General features: G+C 67.0%; 12 protein-coding genes. 5 read left to right on the forward strand and 7 right to left on the reverse strand.

All coding sequences use genetic code 11. From position 1 onward, the window contains the following. Positions 1 to 64: 64 nt before the first annotated feature. The 5 genes from FAS41_RS20605 to FAS41_RS20625 all read right to left on the reverse strand — a co-directional run bounded on the left by FAS41_RS20605 (position 65) and on the right by FAS41_RS20625 (position 5,073). A complete protein-coding gene (locus FAS41_RS20605; RefSeq protein ID WP_246084908.1) occupies positions 65 to 1,051 on the reverse strand; it encodes a FecR domain-containing protein in 987 nt (328 codons plus the stop codon). Between the two features lie 5 nt (positions 1,052 to 1,056). Continuing rightward, a complete protein-coding gene (locus FAS41_RS20610; protein ID WP_138525300.1) occupies positions 1,057 to 1,566 on the reverse strand; it encodes a sigma-70 family RNA polymerase sigma factor in 510 nt (169 codons plus the stop codon). Positions 1,567 to 1,692: 126 nt separating this feature from the next. Beyond that, a complete protein-coding gene (locus FAS41_RS20615; protein WP_138525301.1) occupies positions 1,693 to 2,787 on the reverse strand; it encodes an NAD(P)-dependent alcohol dehydrogenase in 1,095 nt (364 codons plus the stop codon). A 226-nt stretch (positions 2,788 to 3,013) separates the two neighbouring features. Further along, entirely contained in the window at positions 3,014 to 3,682 is a 669-nt protein-coding gene (locus FAS41_RS20620) for a response regulator (protein ID WP_138525302.1), read from the reverse strand. Then, complete coding sequence (locus FAS41_RS20625; RefSeq protein ID WP_138525303.1) at positions 3,679 to 5,073, reverse strand: ATP-binding protein; 1,395 nt, start codon at positions 5,071 to 5,073, stop codon at positions 3,679 to 3,681. The genes FAS41_RS20620 and FAS41_RS20625 overlap by 4 nt, the downstream gene beginning before the upstream one ends. Positions 5,074 to 5,315: 242 nt before the next feature. Here FAS41_RS20625 and FAS41_RS20630 point away from each other — a divergent pair, with 242 nt between their 5' ends. The 5 genes from FAS41_RS20630 (at position 5,316) to aspT (ending at position 13,606) form a co-directional block, all read left to right on the forward strand. Further along, positions 5,316 to 6,434: an efflux RND transporter periplasmic adaptor subunit gene (locus FAS41_RS20630; protein WP_138525322.1), complete on the forward strand. Its 1,119-nt coding sequence runs from the start codon at positions 5,316 to 5,318 to the stop codon at positions 6,432 to 6,434. Between the two features lie 10 nt (positions 6,435 to 6,444). Further along, the gene (locus tag FAS41_RS20635; protein WP_138525304.1) at positions 6,445 to 9,588 is read left to right on the forward strand and encodes an efflux RND transporter permease subunit; all 3,144 of its coding nucleotides are present in this window, start codon (positions 6,445 to 6,447) and stop codon (positions 9,586 to 9,588) included. Continuing rightward, complete coding sequence (locus tag FAS41_RS20640) at positions 9,588 to 10,970, forward strand: efflux transporter outer membrane subunit (protein WP_138525305.1); 1,383 nt, start codon at positions 9,588 to 9,590, stop codon at positions 10,968 to 10,970. The genes FAS41_RS20635 and FAS41_RS20640 overlap by 1 nt, the downstream gene beginning before the upstream one ends. 98 nt (positions 10,971 to 11,068) lie before the next feature. Further along, entirely contained in the window at positions 11,069 to 11,758 is a 690-nt protein-coding gene (locus FAS41_RS20645; RefSeq protein WP_138525306.1) for a GNAT family N-acetyltransferase, read from the forward strand. 159 nt (positions 11,759 to 11,917) lie between these two features. Then, on the forward strand, positions 11,918 to 13,606 hold the full coding sequence (gene aspT, locus FAS41_RS20650; RefSeq protein WP_138525307.1) for an aspartate-alanine antiporter: 1,689 nt from the start codon (positions 11,918 to 11,920) through the stop codon (positions 13,604 to 13,606). A gap of 11 nt (positions 13,607 to 13,617) precedes the next feature. On the opposite strand, the gene FAS41_RS20655 is transcribed toward aspT, so the two are convergent. Both FAS41_RS20655 and FAS41_RS20660 read right to left on the reverse strand, forming a co-directional pair. Beyond that, positions 13,618 to 15,591, reverse strand: coding sequence for a BCCT family transporter (locus FAS41_RS20655; protein WP_138525308.1), 1,974 nt, complete (start codon positions 15,589 to 15,591; stop codon positions 13,618 to 13,620). 115 nt (positions 15,592 to 15,706) lie between these two features. After that, positions 15,707 to 18,217, reverse strand: a complete 2,511-nt coding sequence (locus tag FAS41_RS20660; RefSeq protein ID WP_425049015.1) for a fused MFS/spermidine synthase — start codon at positions 18,215 to 18,217, stop codon at positions 15,707 to 15,709.

An 18,217-nucleotide genomic window follows, 5' to 3' on the forward strand; every position in this document is an offset into this window, starting at 1 on the left:
TCAGCGCGATCAGCAACCTTTCTTCTGCTGTCCTCGCCTGCCTATTTCCGCGGCGCTCGGCTCCTTAGCGCGGCCCCACTGTTACCCAATAACGGGTGCGCCGCTGGACCGTCACCGGCAGGCTGTCCTGCAGCATGGCCAGCACCCGGTCGGTATCGGCCAGCGGATAGGAGCCGCTCAGGCGGATGCCTGCAACGGCGGAATCGCAGCGCAGCAGGCCGGGACGATAGCGGTCCAGCTCGGCGAGGAAATCGCCCAGGCGCATGCGCTCGGCCACCAGGTAGCCATCGACCCAGGCGCCGCCATTCGCTTCCAGCGCCTGCGGAGCGCTGACGCCAGCCATGCTGATACGAGCCTGGGAACCCGCCTCGATCACCCTGGCCTCGCCGCCGGCCAGCGAGCTGGCAGCAACACGCCCCTGAGTGACGGCCAGCAGAGTGCTGCGTCCGTCTTCGTCGCGGCGGACGCGGAAGCGCGTGCCCAACGGTTGCAGCACCGCATCGCCGCTGACAACCTGGAACGGCCGCCCGGCGCCCTCATGAGCGGTGAGAATCTCGATTTCGCCGTAACGCAGGCGCAGTTCGCGTACCCGGTCGGTGTAATGCAGGTCGACCGCAGTCGCGGTGTTGAGCCACAAGCGCGTGCCATCGGGCAGCGTGCGCTGCGTTCGCTCACCGGTGCCGGTGCGATAGTCCGCCATGGCGCCCTGAACCCACTGCGTGTCGCGCCCCTGCCAGGCAAGCCCGCCGAGCAGACCGAAACCGACCAGCACCTTGAGCGCCTTGCGCCGGTCCATCTCGTTGTAATGACGGCGGCCGGCCAGCTGCCGCGCCATCGGGTCGGCCAGTGCGCCGGCATGACGCTGCAGGCCGAGCGGGATGCTGCTCAGGCGCTGCCAGGCGCGCTCATGCTCGCTGCTCGCCTCGCGCCAGACCAGCAACTGGTGCTGCTCGACCTCGCTCATGCAGCCCGACTGGGCCAGGGTGAACCAGGCAATCGCCTGGTCGCGGATGACAGCGGAGATGGGCCGGGAATCGTTGTCGCGGGACATGGTGGTCACTCGAACCGGCTCGCGTAGCACGCCGCAAACGCCTTGTTCATCGCCTTCTGCACCTGGTTGACGCTCAGCTCCAGACGCAGCGCGATCTGCGGGTAGGTCAGGCCGTCGAGCTGGGACAGCAGGAAGATTTCCCGTACCCGTGGCGCGAGGCCTTGCAGGAGTTCGTCGATCTCCACCAGCGCTTCGATCAGCAGCAGGCGCTCTTCCTCGGAGGGTGCGAAGGCTTCGGGCCGCGCCGCCAGGGCTTCCAGGTAGGCACGCTCGACCGCCTGACGGCGCCAGCGGTTGATCAACAGGCTGTTGGCGATGGTGGCCAGGTAGGCCAGTGGCTGGCGCAGATCAGCGATGGCGCTGCGCGAGCGCATCACCCGCACGAAGGTATCCTGCGCCAGGTCCTCGGCATCGGCGTACTCGCCCAGGCGGCGGCGCAGCCAGCCCTTCAGCCAGCCGTGGTGGGCAATGTAGAGCCGCTCAACATCCCGTTCGAATGCCCGCTCGCTGTCCATGAACGTCCAGTTTTGTTAAACATGATAATCGTTCTCAACAATACTGGATTTGCCCTGCCCCGTGCAATCGAGCTGAACGCTGTTGGGTTTGACCGCCTGCCGGAGGCGGCCATTCCCCTCCCCACGTCAGGGTTTGATGGCGATCTTCAGCACACCGTCGCGCTGATGGGCGAACAGGTCGTAGGCGTTGACGATGTCGTCGAGCGCATAGTGGTGCGTGACCAGCGAGCCGAAGTCAGCCCGGTTCGACTCGATGATGCTCATCAGCCGGCGCAGGCGCTCCTTGCCGCCGGGGCACAGGGCGGTATTGATGCGATGGTCGCCCAGGCCGGCGGCGAAGGCCGAGAGCGGGATGTGCACATCGCTGGAGTAAACCCCCAGGCTCGACAGCGTGCCGCCCGGCTTGAGCACTTTCATCGCCTGCTCGAACGTGCTCGGCAGCCCCAGGCATTCGATCGACGAATCGGCGCCGCGCCCACCGGTGAGCTTCATCACCTCTTCCACCACGTCGCACTTCGTGAAGTCCAGGGTGACGTCGGCGCCCATGCTGCGGGAGATGTCCAGTCGGTGCTGGTTGCCATCCACCGCGATGATGGTCGAGGCGCCCAGCAGGCGCGCGCCAGCCGTGGCGCACAGGCCGATAGGCCCCTGGGCGAAGACGACCACGGTGTCACCGATGCGGATGTTCGCATTCTCGGCGCCCTTGAAGCCGGTCGACATGATGTCGGGGCACATCAGCACCTGTTCGTCGGTGAGACTGTCGGGGATCGGTGCGAGGTTGCCTTCGGCGTCCGGCACCAGCACATATTCGGCCTGGGTGCCATCGATCAGGTTGCCGAAGCGCCAGCCGGCGGTGGCCTTGTAGCCATGGCAGGCGCAGCGGCCGCTCTCGACCAGGTAGCTGCCATCCTGCGAGGGCACGCCGTCCTGCGCGGCATAGGAGTTGAAGTTCGGGCAGATCGCGCCGGCAATCACTCGCTGGCCTTCGCGGTAGCCTTTGACGGCACTGCCGAGCTTCTCGATGATCCCGACCGGTTCGTGGCCGACGGTCAGCCCCCTGGCTACCGGGTATTCACCCTTGAGGATGTGAACGTCGGTGCCGCAGATGGTGGTCGTGGTGATGCGGATCAGTGCGTCGTTGGGGCCGACCTCGGGGATGGGCTTGTCCGCCAGTTCGATTCGCCCAGGTTCCACGAAGATCGCCGCTTTCATCATTGCCATCGTTGTTTCTCCTCGCTTGGAATGCGCCATGGATGCACAGGGCCGGGGATCGCGCAGAGCGCTCCGAGGCCGAACGGACCCAGTGTGCTTGGCCGGAATGAAATCCCGTTGACGCATATCAAGTACGGGGAAAGCTCGCTCATCGGCCTGCCTGCCGGGAACGCTGGCGGGCTGATAGAGCATTGATCGGAATCGCCAGAAAACAAGGCATGGACCGATCAGGTGCCTATTCGCACTCCAGACTGTAGCCCACCCCGTACACCGAGCGGATCGGATCGACCTCCGGAGTGATGGCGGTCAGCTTGCGCCGCAGGTTCTTCACGTGGCTGTCCACGGTGCGGTCGGCGACTACCCGGTGGTCCTGGTAGATGTGGTTCATCAGCTGGTCCCTCGACAGTACCTGCCCCGGCCGCGCCGCCAGCGCGGCGAGCATGCGGAACTCCACTGGCGTGAGGTCCAGTGCAATGCCCTGGTAGCGCGCATGGAAGGTGCTGGCGTCCAGCTCCAGCCCGAAGCTCGACGCCTGGGTGCCGGTGCGCCGCAGCACGGCTTTCACCCGCGCCACCAGTTCGCGCGGGGAGAAGGGTTTGCAGATGTAGTCATCCGCACCCAGTTCCAGGCCGAGCAGGCGGTCGATCTCGTCGACACGGGCGGTCATCATGATGATCGGCAGGCGGCTGAAACCACGCAGCTCGCGGCAGATATCCAGGCCATCGCGGCCGGGCAGCATGAGGTCCAGCAGCATGAGGTCGTAGTGCTTCTGGCGGGCCGCCGGAACCACTGCCAGGCCATCGGCGAGGTGCTCCACCGCGAAACCGGCAGCACGCAGGTAATCCCCCACCAGTGCGGCCAGCTTGGGTTCGTCTTCCACCAGCAGGATCTGTCCCTGGCTCACGCTTCACCTCCAGCAACCGGCAGTTCCAGGGTCAGCAACAGGCCGCCCAGTGACGAGGCCTTCGCACTCAATTTGCCGCCGTGTACCTCGGCGATGCCCCGACAGATCGCCAGGCCCAGGCCGGTGCCGCCGCTGGCACGGTTGCGCGAGCGCTCGGCGCGGTAGAAACGCTCGAACAGGCGCTCCAGCGAGGCCGCGTCCACGCCCGGCGCGCTGTCCTCGCATTGCACCAGCACGCGCTCCCCTTCGCGCAGGGCGCGCAACACGGTGCGACCGCCGCGATCAGTGTAGCGCCGGCTGTTCTCCAGCAGATTGTGCAGCAACTGGCCCAGGCGCGACTCGTCGCCCAGCACCCACAGGGGCTCCTCGGGCAATTCCACACTCAGTGCCAGCCCACGCTCGGCGAAGCTCGCACCGAAGGCCTCGGCCACTACTGGCAGCAAGACCCGCAGGTCGATGCGTTCGCGGCGATAGGTCGGCCCGCCGACTTCGGCCAGGGACAGGTCGAACAGGTCATCCACCAGCTTGGCCAATGAGCCGACTTCCGCCTGCAGCGAGCGGATCGCGGCACCGTCCAACGGGCGGATGCCATCTTCCAGCGCTTCGAGCTCGGCGCGCATCACCGCCAGCGGAGTGCGCAGTTCATGAGAGATATCGGCCATGAAATCACGGCGCATGCGTTCGTTGCTGGCAAGGGTGGAAGCCATGCGGTTGAAGTCCCCGGCCAACTGCCCGGCCTCATCGTCGGAGCGCACCGGCACCTGGATTTCATAGTCGCCGGCAGCCAGCCGATGGGTGCCGCGCGCCACCTCGCGGATCGGTCGCAGCAGCGCGCGGCTCAGCCACCAGGCGATCACCGCCGTGCCCAGCAGGCAGGCCAGGCCGACCAGCAAACTGGAACGCAGCTGGTTGAGCTGGAAGCGCCGGTCACCGACGCTGGTGACCGACTGCAGCGGCGCCAGGGCCATCCAGCCGACCGTGCGCCCCTGGAAGCGAATGGGCCGTAGCAGCATGTCCTCGGGCGCCGCCTGGTAGCCGATGATCGGGCGGCGCTGCTCGTCCAGCAGCGCGAAACGGACGAACGCACCGGTGAGGTCCGAAACCGTCAGCAGGCTGGCGTCGAAGGCCTTGTCCGGGGTGATGTCGTCCGGGCGCAGCAGTTCAAACCACTGCTCCCTGTCCTGGCGGATGAAATCCCAGCTGCGGTGCTGGGCGTAGGCCCGTTCGATGCGCGGCACCACCAGGTCCATGCGCTCCTCGCCCTGCTGGTTGAGGTAGCCGAGGAAGCCGTACTTCAGGCTCAGGTACGCGGCGAAGACCATGCCGAGCACGGCGAAGGCGCAGACCGTGAGCATGGCCAGGAAGAACTTGCTGGAGAGGCTGATTTTCATGGCACCGCCGGGCAATCGAAACTGCCGACATTGAAGCGCGCCGCCCCGCGCGCAGCAAGGCGGGGCAGGCAATCTCCGCGGTTTCTCCCAGATGACTGCACATTCCCTGCACATTTCCCGAGCAGCCTGAAAGCCTGAAATTCATTAGGTCCGGAGCCCCACGGATGTCTTCCTTCGCGCTTAACCTCTCCCCACTCTCTCCATTGGCCCGCGCCCTGCTGCTGGGCGCCGGCCTGCTCGCCATGGCCGGCTGCCGCGACTCAGGCCCCGCCCAACCGCCTGCCCTGGTCCAGCAGGTCGGCGTGTATCACGTCACCAGTGGCCCACAAGCCTTGAGCATGACCCTGCCCGGCCGCGCCAGCGCGCATCTGGTCGCGGAAATCCGCCCGCAGGTGGGTGGCATCCTGCTCAAGCGCCTGTTCGAGGAAGGCGCCACGGTGAAGGCCGGCCAGCCGCTGTACCAGATCGACCCGCAACCCTACGAAGCCGCGCTGGCCCAGGCCGAGGCGACGGTCACCTCTTCCCGCGCGACGCTCAAGGCCGCCGAACTGAAGGCCAAGCGCGATGCGCAACTGGTGAAGATCGACGCCATCAGCGCCGAGGACAACGAAAGCGCCCAGGCCTCCCTGCTCGAAGCCCGCGCCAGCCTGCAGTCGGCCCAGGCTGCGCTGCGTACCGCGCGCATCAACCTCGGCTACACCAGGATCAACGCGCCTATCGACGGCCAGACCTCCACCTCCTCCGTCACCCCGGGCGCCCTGGTCACCGCCGAGCAGACCACCGCACTGACCACCGTGCAGCAGCTGGACCCGATCTACGTCGACTTCACCCAGCCCAGCAGCACGCTGCTGCGCCTCAAGCGCGAGCTGGCCGAAGGCAAGCTCGCGCCCGCCGAGCAGAAGGACGCCACGCGCATCAGCCTGGAGCTGGAAGACGGCAGCACCTACGGCCATGAAGGCACCCTCACCTTCAACGGCGTAAGCGTCGACGAAAGCACCGGCAGCGTCACCCTGCGCGCCCTGGTGCCCAACCCGGACGGCCTGCTGCTGCCGGGCATGTACATCAAGGCGACGTTGCAGGAAGGCGTGCAACAGGACGCCATCCTCGTGCCGCAGCAGGGCGTGAGCCGCGATGAGCGCGGTGACGCTACCGCGCTGGTGGTGGTGGACGGCAAGGTCGAGCAGCGCGAGCTGACCCTGGCCCGTGCAGTGGGCAACCGCTGGTGGGTGAGCAAGGGCCTGAACGAGGGTGATCAACTGATCGTCCAGGGCCTGCAGAAGGTGCGCGTCGGCCAGGAAGTCCAGGCCGTCGAAGACAGCGCCGGCACCAGCCTGACCGCGCAAACCGACAGCCACGACTGAGGCAGAACCCATGGCACGCTTCTTCATCGACCGGCCGATCTTCGCCTGGGTCATCGCCATCCTGGTGATGCTCGGCGGCGGCCTGGCCATCACCCAGTTGCCGCTGGCGCAGTACCCCAACATCGCGCCGCCGCAGATCACCCTCAGCGCCACTTATACCGGCGCCTCCGCCAAGACCATGGAAGACTCGGTGACCCAGGTCATCGAGCAGCAGATGACCGGCCTCGACGGTCTGGTCTACATGTCGTCGAGCAGCAGCTCGGCGGGCAGCGCCAGCATCACGCTGACCTTCGAGGCTGGCACTGACGTCAACACCGCGCAGATGCTGGTGCAGACCAAGCTCGAACAGGCCAAGGCGCGACTGCCGCAGACTGTGCAGCAACAGGGCATCGAGATCCGCAACTCGTCCAGCGACTTCCTGATCATCCTCTCGCTGGTCTCGGACAACCCCAACGTCAGCGCCACCGACATCAGCGATTTCATCTCCAGCACGCTGTACGACCAGATCAGCCGCGTGGATGGCGTCGGCCAGGTGACCACCCTGGGCTCCAGCTACGCCATGCGCATCTGGCTCGACCCGGACAAGCTCAAGCAGTACGCGCTGATGCCCTCGGACATCACCACCGCCCTGGAAGCGCAGAACGTCGACACCTCCGCCGGCCAGCTCGGCGCCCTGCCCGCGCGCCCTGGTCAGCAGCTCAACGCCACCATCAGCGCACGCAGCAAGCTGACCACCGCCGCGCAGTTTCGCGAGCTGGTGCTCAAGCACTCCAGCAACGGCGCCGTGGTCACCCTGGCCGACGTGGCCCGCGTAGAGCTGGGCAGCGAGAGCTACGACGTGGTCGCCGAGCACAACAACCGGCCCTCCGGCGGCATGGCCGTGAGCCTGGCCACCGGCGCCAATGCGCTGGACGTGTCCCAGGGCGTACAGGACAAGATGGCCGAGCTGGAAAAATTCTTCCCCAGCAAGCTGCAACTGCGCACCGAAGTGGCCTACAACACCGCGCCCTTCGTGAAGATTTCCATCCAGGAAGTGGTCATGACGCTGTTCGAGGCCATCGCCCTGGTCGTCGCGATCATGTACCTGTTCCTGCAGAACTGGCGCGCCACGCTGATCCCCGCCGTGGCCGTACCGGTGGTACTGCTGGGCACCTTCGGCGTGCTCTCGCTGATGGGTTACTCGATCAACACGCTGACCATGTTCGGCATGGTCCTGGCCATCGGCCTGCTGGTGGACGACGCCATCGTGGTCGTGGAGAACGTCGAGCGGATCATCGTCGAGAAAGGCCTGTCGCCGCGTGAAGCCACGCGCCAATCCATGGGCGAGATCAGCGGTGCGCTGATCGGCATCGCCGTGGTGCTCTCGGCGGTATTCGTGCCGATGGCCTTCTTCGGCGGCTCCACCGGGGTGATCTACCGGCAGTTCTCGGTGACCATGGTCGCCGCCATGGCGCTCTCCGTGCTGGTGGCCATGACCCTCACCCCGGCACTGTGCGCCACCCTGCTCAAGCCGAGCCAGGGCCACGGTGAAGACCGCCGCGGCTTCTTCGGCTGGTTCAACCGCACCTTCGACCGCGGTGCCCACGACTACCAGCGCGGCGTCAGCGGGGTGCTGGCTCGGCCAGTGCGCGCCCTGGTGGTGTATGCGCTGGTGCTCGGCGGCGTAACGATGCTGTTCCACAAACTGCCCACCTCGTTCCTCCCCGATGAGGACCAGGGCATGCTGATGATGCAGATGACCCTGCCCGTGGGCGGCACCGATGAGCGCCTGCAGGAAGTCACCCGCCAGGTGCAGGACTACATGCTGCAGCAGCCGGAAGTCGCCTCGATCATGGCCGTGCGCGGCCTGGGCAACGGCGGCAACGCGCAGAACTCCGGGCGCGCCTTCGTCAAGCTCAAGGACTGGAGCGAGCGTCAGGGCGAGGAGCACAGCGCCGCCTCGGTGGCACGCCGGGCCAACATGGCGCTGATGAAGATTCTCGACGCACAGGTGTTCGTCATGTCGCCGCCGGCCATCATGGGCCTGGGCGAAAGCTCCGGCTTCGACGTGCAGCTGCAGGACCTGGGCGGCCTCGGCCATGCCGAGCTGCTCAAGGCACGCAACCAGTTCCTCGCACTGGCGAACCAGGACCCGCGCCTGGCCTCCGTGCGCGCCCAGGGCCTGGAAGACACCCCGCAGCTCAACGTCGACATCGACGACCGCAAGGCCGGTGCCATGGGCGTCGCCTCTGGCGACATCAATGACACCCTGAGTGTTGCCCTGGGCGGCAGCTACGTGAACGACTTCCTCGATGCCGGCCGGGTGAAGAAGGTGTACATGCAGGGCGACGTCGACAAGCGCATGCAGGCCGAGGACATCGGTGACTGGTACGTGCGCAATTCGGACAGCGCCATGGTGCCGATGTCGACCTTCATCAGCACTCGCTGGAGCACCGCCTCGCCGCTTCTGGAACGCTACAACGGCTTTGGTTCCTACGAACTGGTGGGCGAGCCGGCGGCGGGCGTCAGCTCCGGCGTGGCCATGGCCGCGGTGGAGGAAATCATGGCGCAGCTGCCCGAAGGGATCGGCTACGCCTGGACCGGGCAGTCCTACCAGGAACGCATGGCCGGCAACCAGGCGCCGCTGCTCTACGCCATCTCCATCCTCTTCGTGTTCCTGTGTCTCGCAGCGTTGTACGAGAGCTGGTCGGTGCCCTTCGCGGTGATGCTGGTGGTGCCGCTGGGTATCCTCGGCGCGCTGCTGCTGACCGGCGTGCGCGGGTTGTCCAACGATGTGTACTTCCAGGTCGGCCTGCTGACCACCGTGGGCCTGGCGGCGAAGAACGCGATCCTCATCGTCGAGTTCGCCAAGGAGAACGTCGAGCGCGGCCAGGAGCTGATCGCGGCGACGCTGGAGGCCGTGCGGGTGCGCCTGCGCCCGGTGCTGATGACCTCCCTGGCGTTCATCCTCGGCGTGCTGCCGCTGGCCCTGTCCAGTGGCGCCGGCGCCGGCGGCCGCCAGGCCATCGGTACCGGCGTGCTGGGCGGCATGCTCGCCGCCACGCTGCTGGGCCTGTTCTTCATTCCCCTGTTCTACGTGCTGGTGCAACGTCTGGCCGAGCGCCTCGCCGCCGCCAATGTTGCGCCTGACGTCACCGCTGAAGGAGAAGCCTGATGCGCCTGTCCCCCCTTCCCCTTGTCCTGGCGCTGATGCTCGGTGGCTGCGTGAACCTTGCCCCCGACTACCAGCGCCCCGAGGCGCCGGTCGCCAGCCAGTGGACCACCACGACCCCGGCCGGCCAGGCCAGCGCCGATATCGCCTGGCGCGAGCTGTTCGTCGATGCGCGGCTGCGCGACACCGTGGCCCGCGCCCTGGCCAACAACCGCGACCTGCGCGTCGCCGCACTGAACGTCGAGTACCAGCAGGCGCAGTACCGCATCCAGCGGGCCGCGCTGTTCCCGGCGGTCTCTGCAACCGCCGATGGCACCCGCCAGCGTGGCGTAGCCGAGGGCAGCAGCAACGCCGTCAGCAGTCAGTACAGCGTCGGCCTGGGCGTGAGCAACTATGAGCTGGACCTGTTCGGCCGCCTGGGCAACCTGAAGGACGCTGCGCTGGAGGACTACCTGTCGCTCGAACAGACCCGCCGCAGCACGCAGATCAGCCTGGTGGCCGAAGTCGCCAGCGCCTGGATGACCCTGGCCGCCGACCAGCAACTGCTGACCCTGGCCAAGGACACCTATGCCAGCCAGCAGAAGACCTACGACCTGGTGCAGCAGGCCCATGGCCTGGGCGGCCAGTCGGGCCTGAGCCTGGCGCAGTCGCGCAGCACCGTGGAGTCGGCCCGTGCCGACGTCGCCAACTACGCCAGCCAGGTGGAACAGGACCGCAATGCCCTGGAACTGCTGGTGGGCGAACGCCTGGACGACAGCCTGCTACCCGGCGACGCCAAGCTCGATGCCGCCTTGCTGGTGAACGTGCCGGCGGGCCTGCCTTCCAGCCTGCTGCAACGCCGGCCGGACGTACTGGCCGCCGAACACACGCTCAAGGCCGCCAACGCCGATATCGGCGCGGCGCGCGCGGCCTTCTTCCCCAGCGTGACCCTGACCGCCAGCGGCGGCAGTGCCAGCAGCGAGCTGTCCGGGCTGTTCAAGTCCGGCAGCCGCGCCTGGAGCTTCGCACCCTCGATCAACCTGCCGATCTTCAACGCCGGCAGCAACCGCGCCAGCCTCGACGCCGCGAAAGTCAGCCGCGACATCGACGTGGCCAAGTACGAGAAGACACTGCAGACCGCTTTCAGTGAAGTCGCCGACGCGCTTTCCGTGCGCAGCCACATCGCCGAACAGCTCGACGCGCAGCGCAGCCTGACCCAGGCCACCGAGCAGAGCTACGACCTGTCGCTGGCGCTGTACAAGCAGGGCTCGCAGAGCTTCCTCGAGGTACTCGACGCGCAGCGTTCGCTGTACTCCGCACAGCAGTCGCTGATCAGCCTGGAGCTGTCCGAGCAGGTCAACCGGGTAACCCTGTACAAGACCCTTGGCGGCGGCTGGCAGGGTTGAGCCCCGGGATCGCGGGATGAATCGGTGGGCGCCCAGGGAGGTTACAATGGCGCCCACCCCGATTCCCCCGGATCGGCCACGCCCGGAGCCCGCTGCTGATGTTCACCCTCGTCACCCTCGACACCTCGCCCCCCGAATCCCTGAAAAGCCAGGTGCTGCAAATGGTGGTGGACGACTTCAGCGACATCAGCCCGGTGCCGCTGACGCCGAGCAACCCGCTGTTCCAGCTGTACCAGTACGTGATCGGCTTCGAGGTGCACCTGTACCTGCAGGCCATGGACGGCTCCGCGACGAGCCCCGCCCGCCTGATCCTCGCCCTGGACGACGAAGACCCCTCGCAGGTGCTGGGCTTCGCCCTCTACCTGCCGAGCGCGGATGACGCCGAGGCCTGCACCCTGGCGTACCTCGCCGTCCAGGCCAGCCACCGCCGGCGCGGTATCGCCCGTGCCATGCTGCAGAAGATGCTCGAGCACCGCCCCCATGCCGAACTGGCCTGTGCGGCGAGCAAGGTGCCGGTCTTCGAGGCGATGGGCTTCAAACCGCTGGCAGCGCATGGCCCGCACGTGCTGATGAACACCCGCGACCACCGCTCCAATGGCATGGTTGCGGTGCAGGACCTGGCACCCATCTACCAGTCCAAGGAGGTGCGGCAGATCCACACCTACCTGGTCAAGCAGAACGGCAGCAAGGCCATGCGCGAGGCGGAGAAAAAGCGCGATCGCCTGCTCGACCAGATGGCCTGGCAGGCGCAGACCCTGATCAGCGAGCGCTTCCCGACGATTCACTGAGGTTCGCAGCCACGGCCGGTGGTCGAGCGCTCCCGTGGTTTGCGGGGCGGCGTGTCGGCCAACCGGGTCCGCCGCCGCTGGCGCCGCCTGCCGCGCGGGCCATACTCCCCTGTGCCCGGCCGAGTTCATCGGCGGCCCACCGAACAGGGAGAACGGTTGATGGTCGACTTTGCGCTGCATGCCTTGCGCAGCAACCCCGAGATTGCGGTCTTTCTGGCCATCGGCCTGGGCGTATTGGTCGGTCGGGTGCGGATCGGCGATTTCCACCTCGGCTCTGTGGCTGGCGCGCTGTTGATGGGGCTGCTGATCGGCCAGGTCGGCTTGCAGATTCCCCACGAGCTGAAGTCGGTGTTCTTCGCCCTGTTCATCTACGCGGTGGGTTTCAAGAGCGGCCCGGAGTTCTTCGGCAGCCTCAACCGCGGCACCCTCAAGCTGGTGCTGCTCTCGGTCGTGCTGTGCGCCACCGCGCTGGGCACCATCCTCGCCATGTACGGCCTGTTCCATTTCGACGCGGGCTTCACCGCCGGCCTCGGCGCCGGCGCGCTGACCGACACGGCGATCATGGGCACCGCCAGCAGCGCCATTGCCCAACTGGCCGTCGACGAAGCAAGCAAGTCCCAACTCAACAGCCACATGGCAGTTGCCTACGCGGTCACCTACCTGTTCGGCACCATCGGCCTGATCGTCTTCGTCGGCAGCATCGCGCCGCGGCTGCTGGGAGTGGACCTGCGCAGTTCAGCCAGGGAGCTGGAGCGCGAACTGGGCATCGAGCGCGAAGAGAACGCCATCAGCATTCCCTACACCCGCATCGTGGTACGCGCCCACCGCCTGACGGCGCCGGCGGCCATCGGCAAGCGCATCGCCGATGTAGAGGCCCTGCATGCCTCGATGAGCATCGAGCGGGTGATTCGCGGCGATCGGATTCTCGAGCGCAGCCCGGAGCTGGTACTGAGGCAGGACGATATCCTGGGCGTCTACACGCTGCGCGAGGCGGTGGCGGAACTCACCCAGTGGATAGGTCCGGAGATCGACAACCCCGAGAGCCTGTCGTTCGCCACTCGCGACGCCGACATCGTGCTCACGTCCAAGCGCCTGAGCGGCCGGACCATCCACCAGATCAAGCAGCAACTGATCGGGTCCGAGCGCATGGGCTGCTTCATCCGCACCATCACGCGCCAGGGCCTGGAACTGCCTTTGCTGCCTGACACCGTCCTGCGTCGCGGCGACGTCATCACGCTGGTCGGCCGCAGCGCCAGCGTCGAGGCACTGGCCGAGCAGATCGGGCGCATCCGCGTCAGCGACTACCGCAGCGACATCGCCATCCACGCGCTGGGCATGGTGGTCGGCTCGCTGCTGGGCCTGCTCTCCACCCACATCGGCATGATTCCCGTGGAGCTGGGGGTCGGCGGCGGCATTCTCCTGGTCGGCCTGTTGATCGGCTGGTACAACTCCCGGCACCCGGAGCTGGGTGCGCTGCCGCGCGCGGCGCAGTGGGCCTTCTCCGAGTTCGGCCTGACCGCCTTCGGCGCCGTGGTCGGCCTGCTCGCCGGGCCGGCGGCGCTCTCCGCCATCCTGGAACAGGGCGCGGCCCTGTTGCTGTCGGGTGCGCTGGTCACGCTGCTGCCGCCCCTGGTGACGCTGTACTTCGGCCGCTATGTGCTGGGACTGCACCCGATGATCCTGTTCGGCGCCCTGGCCGGTGCGCAGACCGAGGCGGCCTCGATGAACAAGATCATCGAGCAGTCCGGCAGCAACACGCCGGTGATCGGCTTCACCGTCTGCTATGCGATCTCCAACGTACTGCTGGCCGTCTGCGGGCCAATCATCGTCGCGGTGACGGCCGCCTGAAGGCACTTCCCTCAGCGCACCACATGCAGGTAGTGCAGGTGGCGCTCGTACTGGTCGAGGATATCGGCAATCACATCGTCCCGGCTCCAGCCCATGATGTCGTAGTCCTGGCCACCTTCACGCAGATGAACCTCCGCCCGGAAGTACTTGCGCGCTTCGGCGCCGTCATCCTCTTCGAGCAGGACGAAGCTGGGACTGGTGAAGGCGCGCGGGCGGACTTCATAGAGGAAGTGGCCCTCCCCCGGCTGTGCCAGTTCCAGCACCACGCGCCCATCCTCGCGCTCCAGGACCTGCACGTCATGCCCCTGCTTGCGCAGCTCCGCCGCCACCTCCTCGCAGGCCGGCCGCACGACTTCGGCAATGAAGCGGGTGACGTGGGCACGGCGCGGCTTCATGGCGATGCTGCGCAAGCGCCGTTGCCAGCCCCCTTCATGGTGGGGTGCATGCCGTGGAGTCGGCATGGACTGGTTACGCAGACCGCGGCGTGTCGCGTCCAGGTGCAGGGCACGGAACAGGCCCCAGATCGAAGCCAGCAGGATTACCGAGAACGGCAGCGCACTGGCGATAGTCGCCGTCTGCAACGCCTTGAGGCCGTTGGCCAGGAGCAGGGCTATCGCTACCACACCGATGCTCACCGACCAGAAGATGCGCTGCCAGAGCGGCGAATGCGCGTGTCCGGAGGAAGCCAGCATGTCGACCACCAGAGCGCCGGAGTCGGCGGACGTCACGAAGAACACCACCACCATCAGCACCGCGACCATCGACACCACGCTCGACAGCGGGAAGTGTTCGAGGAAGGCGAACAGGGCCAGGGAACTGTCCTGGTCGACCACGGCAGCCAGGTCACGCACGCCCTCGTTGAGGATCATGTGGATCGCCGAATCGCCGAACACCGTCATCCACAGCAGGGTGAAACCGGCCGGCACGAAGAGCACGCCACAGACGAATTCGCGGATCGTCCTACCGCGCGAGATACGTGCGATGAACAGCCCCACAAAGGGCGACCAGGACAGCCACCAGCCCCAGTAGAGCAGCGTCCAGCCGCCGATCCAGTCGGTCGGCTGGTAGGCGTAGAGGTTGAAGGTCTTGTTGACGATGTCCGAGAGGTAGGAGCCGGTGTTCTGCACATAGGTCTGCAGCAGGAACACGGTCGGCCCGAGAAGCAGGACGAAGAGCATGAGGATCACGGCCAGCGCCAGGTTCAGCTCCGAGAGAATGCGAATGCCCTTGTCCAGGCCGCTGGCCACCGACAGGGTCGCCAGGGCGCAGGTGACGGTGATGAGGACGATCTGCACGGTGGCATTCACCGGCAGACCGAACAGGTGATGGAAACCGCTGTTGATCTGCAGCACGCCATAGCCCAGCGAAGTGGCGACACCGAATACCGTGCCAATAATCGCGAAGACATCCACCGCATGGCCGATCGGCCCGTAGATGCGCTCGCCGATCAGTGGATAGAGCGCCGAGCGCAACGTCAGCGGCAGGCCCTTGCGGAAGCTGAAGTAGGCCAGGATCAGCCCGACGATGGCGTAGATCGCCCAGGCGTGCAGCCCCCAATGGAAGAAGGTGATCTTCATCGCCTCGCGGGCGGCGGCCACGGTGCCGGCCTCGCCCACTGGCGGGCTGGTGAAGTGCATGACCGGCTCGGCGACGCCAAAGAACATCAGGCCGATGCCCATGCCGGCGGAGAACAGCATGGCGAACCAACTGCTGCTGCGGTATTCCGGCTCGCTATGGTCGGGGCCGAGCTTGATGTCGCCATAGCGGCTGATGGCGAGGAACACCACGCTGATCAGGATCAGCGCCACGGCCAGAATGTAGAACCAGCTGGCGTTGGCGACTATCCATTGCTGAACGCGATCGAACTGCGCCTGGGCCTGGGCCTGGAATACCACGGCGTAGAGTACGAGGAGGAAGATCAGCAAGGCGCTGGTATAGAAGACGGGTGGGTTGAGTGTGCTGCGGGGGCGGGAGGAAGTCTCCATCAGATGTTATCTCCTGTAACGCATCGACCTGCCCCCTTCACGGGTGCAGGCGACGCCAAGGGTAACCGGAATTCGCCTCGAACAGGTTCGCCGGGCCGTGCGCCCCGGCGGTCACTCAGGGGCCACCCAGGAACCACCGGTAATAGGGATTGTCGCCATCTTCCAGGGCCACCTGTCGGGCATCGCGAGCCCAGGCCTGACGGTCGCCGCGGTAGGCGTGCAGGCTGAGGTCGTAGAAGCGGCGCAGCCTCAGCCAGCCGTCGTTGACCGATGCCTGCACCGAAGGCAAGGCGTTTTCCAGCGGCGGCGCCGTGCGCAGGGCCAGCAGGGTTGGCAGCACGCGGGCGATTTCCTTCGGGCGGACCCAGGGCGCGTACTCGATGCGTGGGTGATCGTCAGTCACCGGCAGCGCATCGCCGGCATAACGCTCCAGCCCTGCCCGGTCGGTGACCCAGGTGGCCAGCAGGGCCTCGACCGAGTCGATCCCGACCTCCCCCAGCGCGGCGGCGACTTCCGGCTGTTCGAAGCGCTGGCGAATGGTCGTCACGTCCAGGCGCAGCGGCTGCAGCGAGCCCACCAGCAGCATCTCGTGGAACTCCGTGGTCCACAGCGTGGCGTAGGGGAAGACGTCGATGAAGCTGCGCACCAGCGAGCGGCTTTCCTCGTCGTTCTGCGTCGGCAACGGCAACCACTGGGCAACCACGCCGCCCTCCTCCAGGCGCGAGGCGGCGAGCTGGTAGAAATCACGGGAATACAGGTTGACCACCCCCGCGGCCGAAGGCGGCGGCGGTTCCAGGGTGATCATGTCGTAGCGCTCGGCGCTGCGCAGCAGCTCGCGCCGGCCGTCGCGTAGGCGGATATCCAGACGAGGATCGTGAATCGCGTCGAAATTGCCCTTGAAGTTCGGCGCAGCGGCCAGCACCTCCGGCAGCAACTCTGCCACCACCGGGTGTTGCAGGTCGCGGTAGCGCAGCATGGCGCCGGCCGTGATACCGGTGCCGAAGCCAATCACCAGCGCCGAGCGTGGCTCGCCGTTATGGATCAGCAGTGGCAGCAGGGCTTGCAGGCGCATGTAGCGCAACGACGGCATGGCATCGCCGGTGTTCGAGACGCCCTGGATGTAAAGGCGGCTGAAGCGGTTGTCCCCCCGGCCCTGCTCGATAACCGCTACGGTGCCGCCACGGCCTTCGGCATAGAAGCTGATCTGTCCATTGCGGGCGCCGGGCATCAGCTCGGCCAGGTGTTGCGACGGCGTCAGGGCACCAATAGCCACGGCAAGCACCGCCACGGCGACGACGCTGATGCGCAGCTTCCTGCTCACGCCTTCACCGCGCCAGACGGCCAGCAGGCCAATGACGGCGGCCAGCCCCCCCAGCACGGCCAGCGTGCGCACCAGGCCCAGGCCGGGGACAAGAACGAAGCCAGTCAGCATGACGCCAACAATGCCGCCCAGGGTGTTGAGCGCTACCACCACGCCAACATCGCGGCCAACGTGGTGGCGATCCACCGACAGCCGCAAGGCGATGGGGAAAGCCGCACCCAGCAGGGTCGTCGGCAGGAACACCACGCACAGCGCCGCCACCGCGAAACGCGCACACATGCCCGCCAGCTCGCTGCCTCCGGCTTGCAGCACCAGCCATTCGACACGGGTCTGCAGGCCGATCAGCCAGGTGCCGAGACCGGCAATCTGCGCAATGGCCAGCAGCCCCGCCGCGGCGATGAGCAGGCCGAACAGGCCCCAGGGATCGCGGAGGCGGTCCGCGCGCCGGGCATACAGGACGCTGCCCAGCACCAGGCCGCAGAGGTAGGTGGCCAGGACCACGGCGAAGGCAAAGGTGCGGGTGCTCATGAACTGGACGATGGATTGCGTCCAGACCACCTCGTAGCCCAGCGCGACACCACCAGCCACGCAGTACAGGGCGATGGCCAGGCGGGCCGCCTTGCTTCGCGAGGTGGTCACCGATGCAGTCGCGGTCGGCTTCCGGATCGCCTCACGGCGAAGCAGCAAGGCTCCCGCCGCGGCGATCAGGTTGAAGACAGCCGCCGCGCAGGCACTGCCCAGCACACCGAACAAAGGCAGGAACACGAAGGCCGCCACCAGCGTGCCGGCGATGGCGCCGGCGGTGTTGGCGGCATACAGGCCTCCCCCCGCTCGCCCCATCTGCCCGTCAGCGGGTTCCACGGCACGCACCAGCACCGGCAGCGTGCCGCCCATGAAGAATGCCGGTACACCCACCAGCACGAAAGGCAGCGTCCAGGCCAGAACACCGAGCCCTTCCTCCAGGAAGGCGAAGATGCCGGCGGCATTGGCCAGGGCGACGGTGGCAGCGACCGCCAGCAACGCCACCAGCAGCTCCAGCCCGGCATACAGCCGCAGCGGCCGTTCCAGGCGGTCCGCCAGGCGGCCGAAGGCCAGCCCGCCCAGGGCCAGGCCAGCGAAGAAGGCGCTGATTGCCGTGGTGACGGCATAGACCTCCACCCCCACCACCAACGACAGCTGCTTGACCCACAACACCTGGAACACCAGCGCCGCGCCGCCCGAGGCGAACAACAGCAGCGCAGGCACCCACAGGGCAAGCCGGCGTTGCGCGTCGGCGGCGGTCTGTCGGCTGGGGCGCGCGCTCAT

This window comes from Pseudomonas nicosulfuronedens, assembly GCF_005877905.1.
In the GTDB taxonomy this organism is placed as follows: domain Bacteria; phylum Pseudomonadota; class Gammaproteobacteria; order Pseudomonadales; family Pseudomonadaceae; genus Pseudomonas; species Pseudomonas nicosulfuronedens.

Coding starts and splice junctions, on each gene's coding strand:
- FAS41_RS20640 (WP_138525305.1), top strand. CDS start 9,588: ATGCGCCTGTCCCCCCTTCCCCTTGTCCTGGCGCTGATGCTCGGTGGC.
- aspT (WP_138525307.1), top strand. CDS start 11,918: ATGGTCGACTTTGCGCTGCATGCCTTGCGCAGCAACCCCGAGATTGCG.
- FAS41_RS20615 (WP_138525301.1), bottom strand. CDS start 2,787: ATGGCAATGATGAAAGCGGCGATCTTCGTGGAACCTGGGCGAATCGAA.
- FAS41_RS20630 (WP_138525322.1), top strand. CDS start 5,316: ATGGCCGGCTGCCGCGACTCAGGCCCCGCCCAACCGCCTGCCCTGGTC.
- FAS41_RS20605 (WP_246084908.1), bottom strand. CDS start 1,051: ATGTCCCGCGACAACGATTCCCGGCCCATCTCCGCTGTCATCCGCGAC.
- FAS41_RS20610 (WP_138525300.1), bottom strand. CDS start 1,566: ATGGACAGCGAGCGGGCATTCGAACGGGATGTTGAGCGGCTCTACATT.
- FAS41_RS20635 (WP_138525304.1), top strand. CDS start 6,445: ATGGCACGCTTCTTCATCGACCGGCCGATCTTCGCCTGGGTCATCGCC.
- FAS41_RS20625 (WP_138525303.1), bottom strand. CDS start 5,073: ATGAAAATCAGCCTCTCCAGCAAGTTCTTCCTGGCCATGCTCACGGTC.
- FAS41_RS20645 (WP_138525306.1), top strand. CDS start 11,069: ATGTTCACCCTCGTCACCCTCGACACCTCGCCCCCCGAATCCCTGAAA.
- FAS41_RS20660 (WP_425049015.1), bottom strand. CDS start 18,217: ATGAGCGCGCGCCCCAGCCGACAGACCGCCGCCGACGCGCAACGCCGG.
- FAS41_RS20655 (WP_138525308.1), bottom strand. CDS start 15,591: ATGGAGACTTCCTCCCGCCCCCGCAGCACACTCAACCCACCCGTCTTC.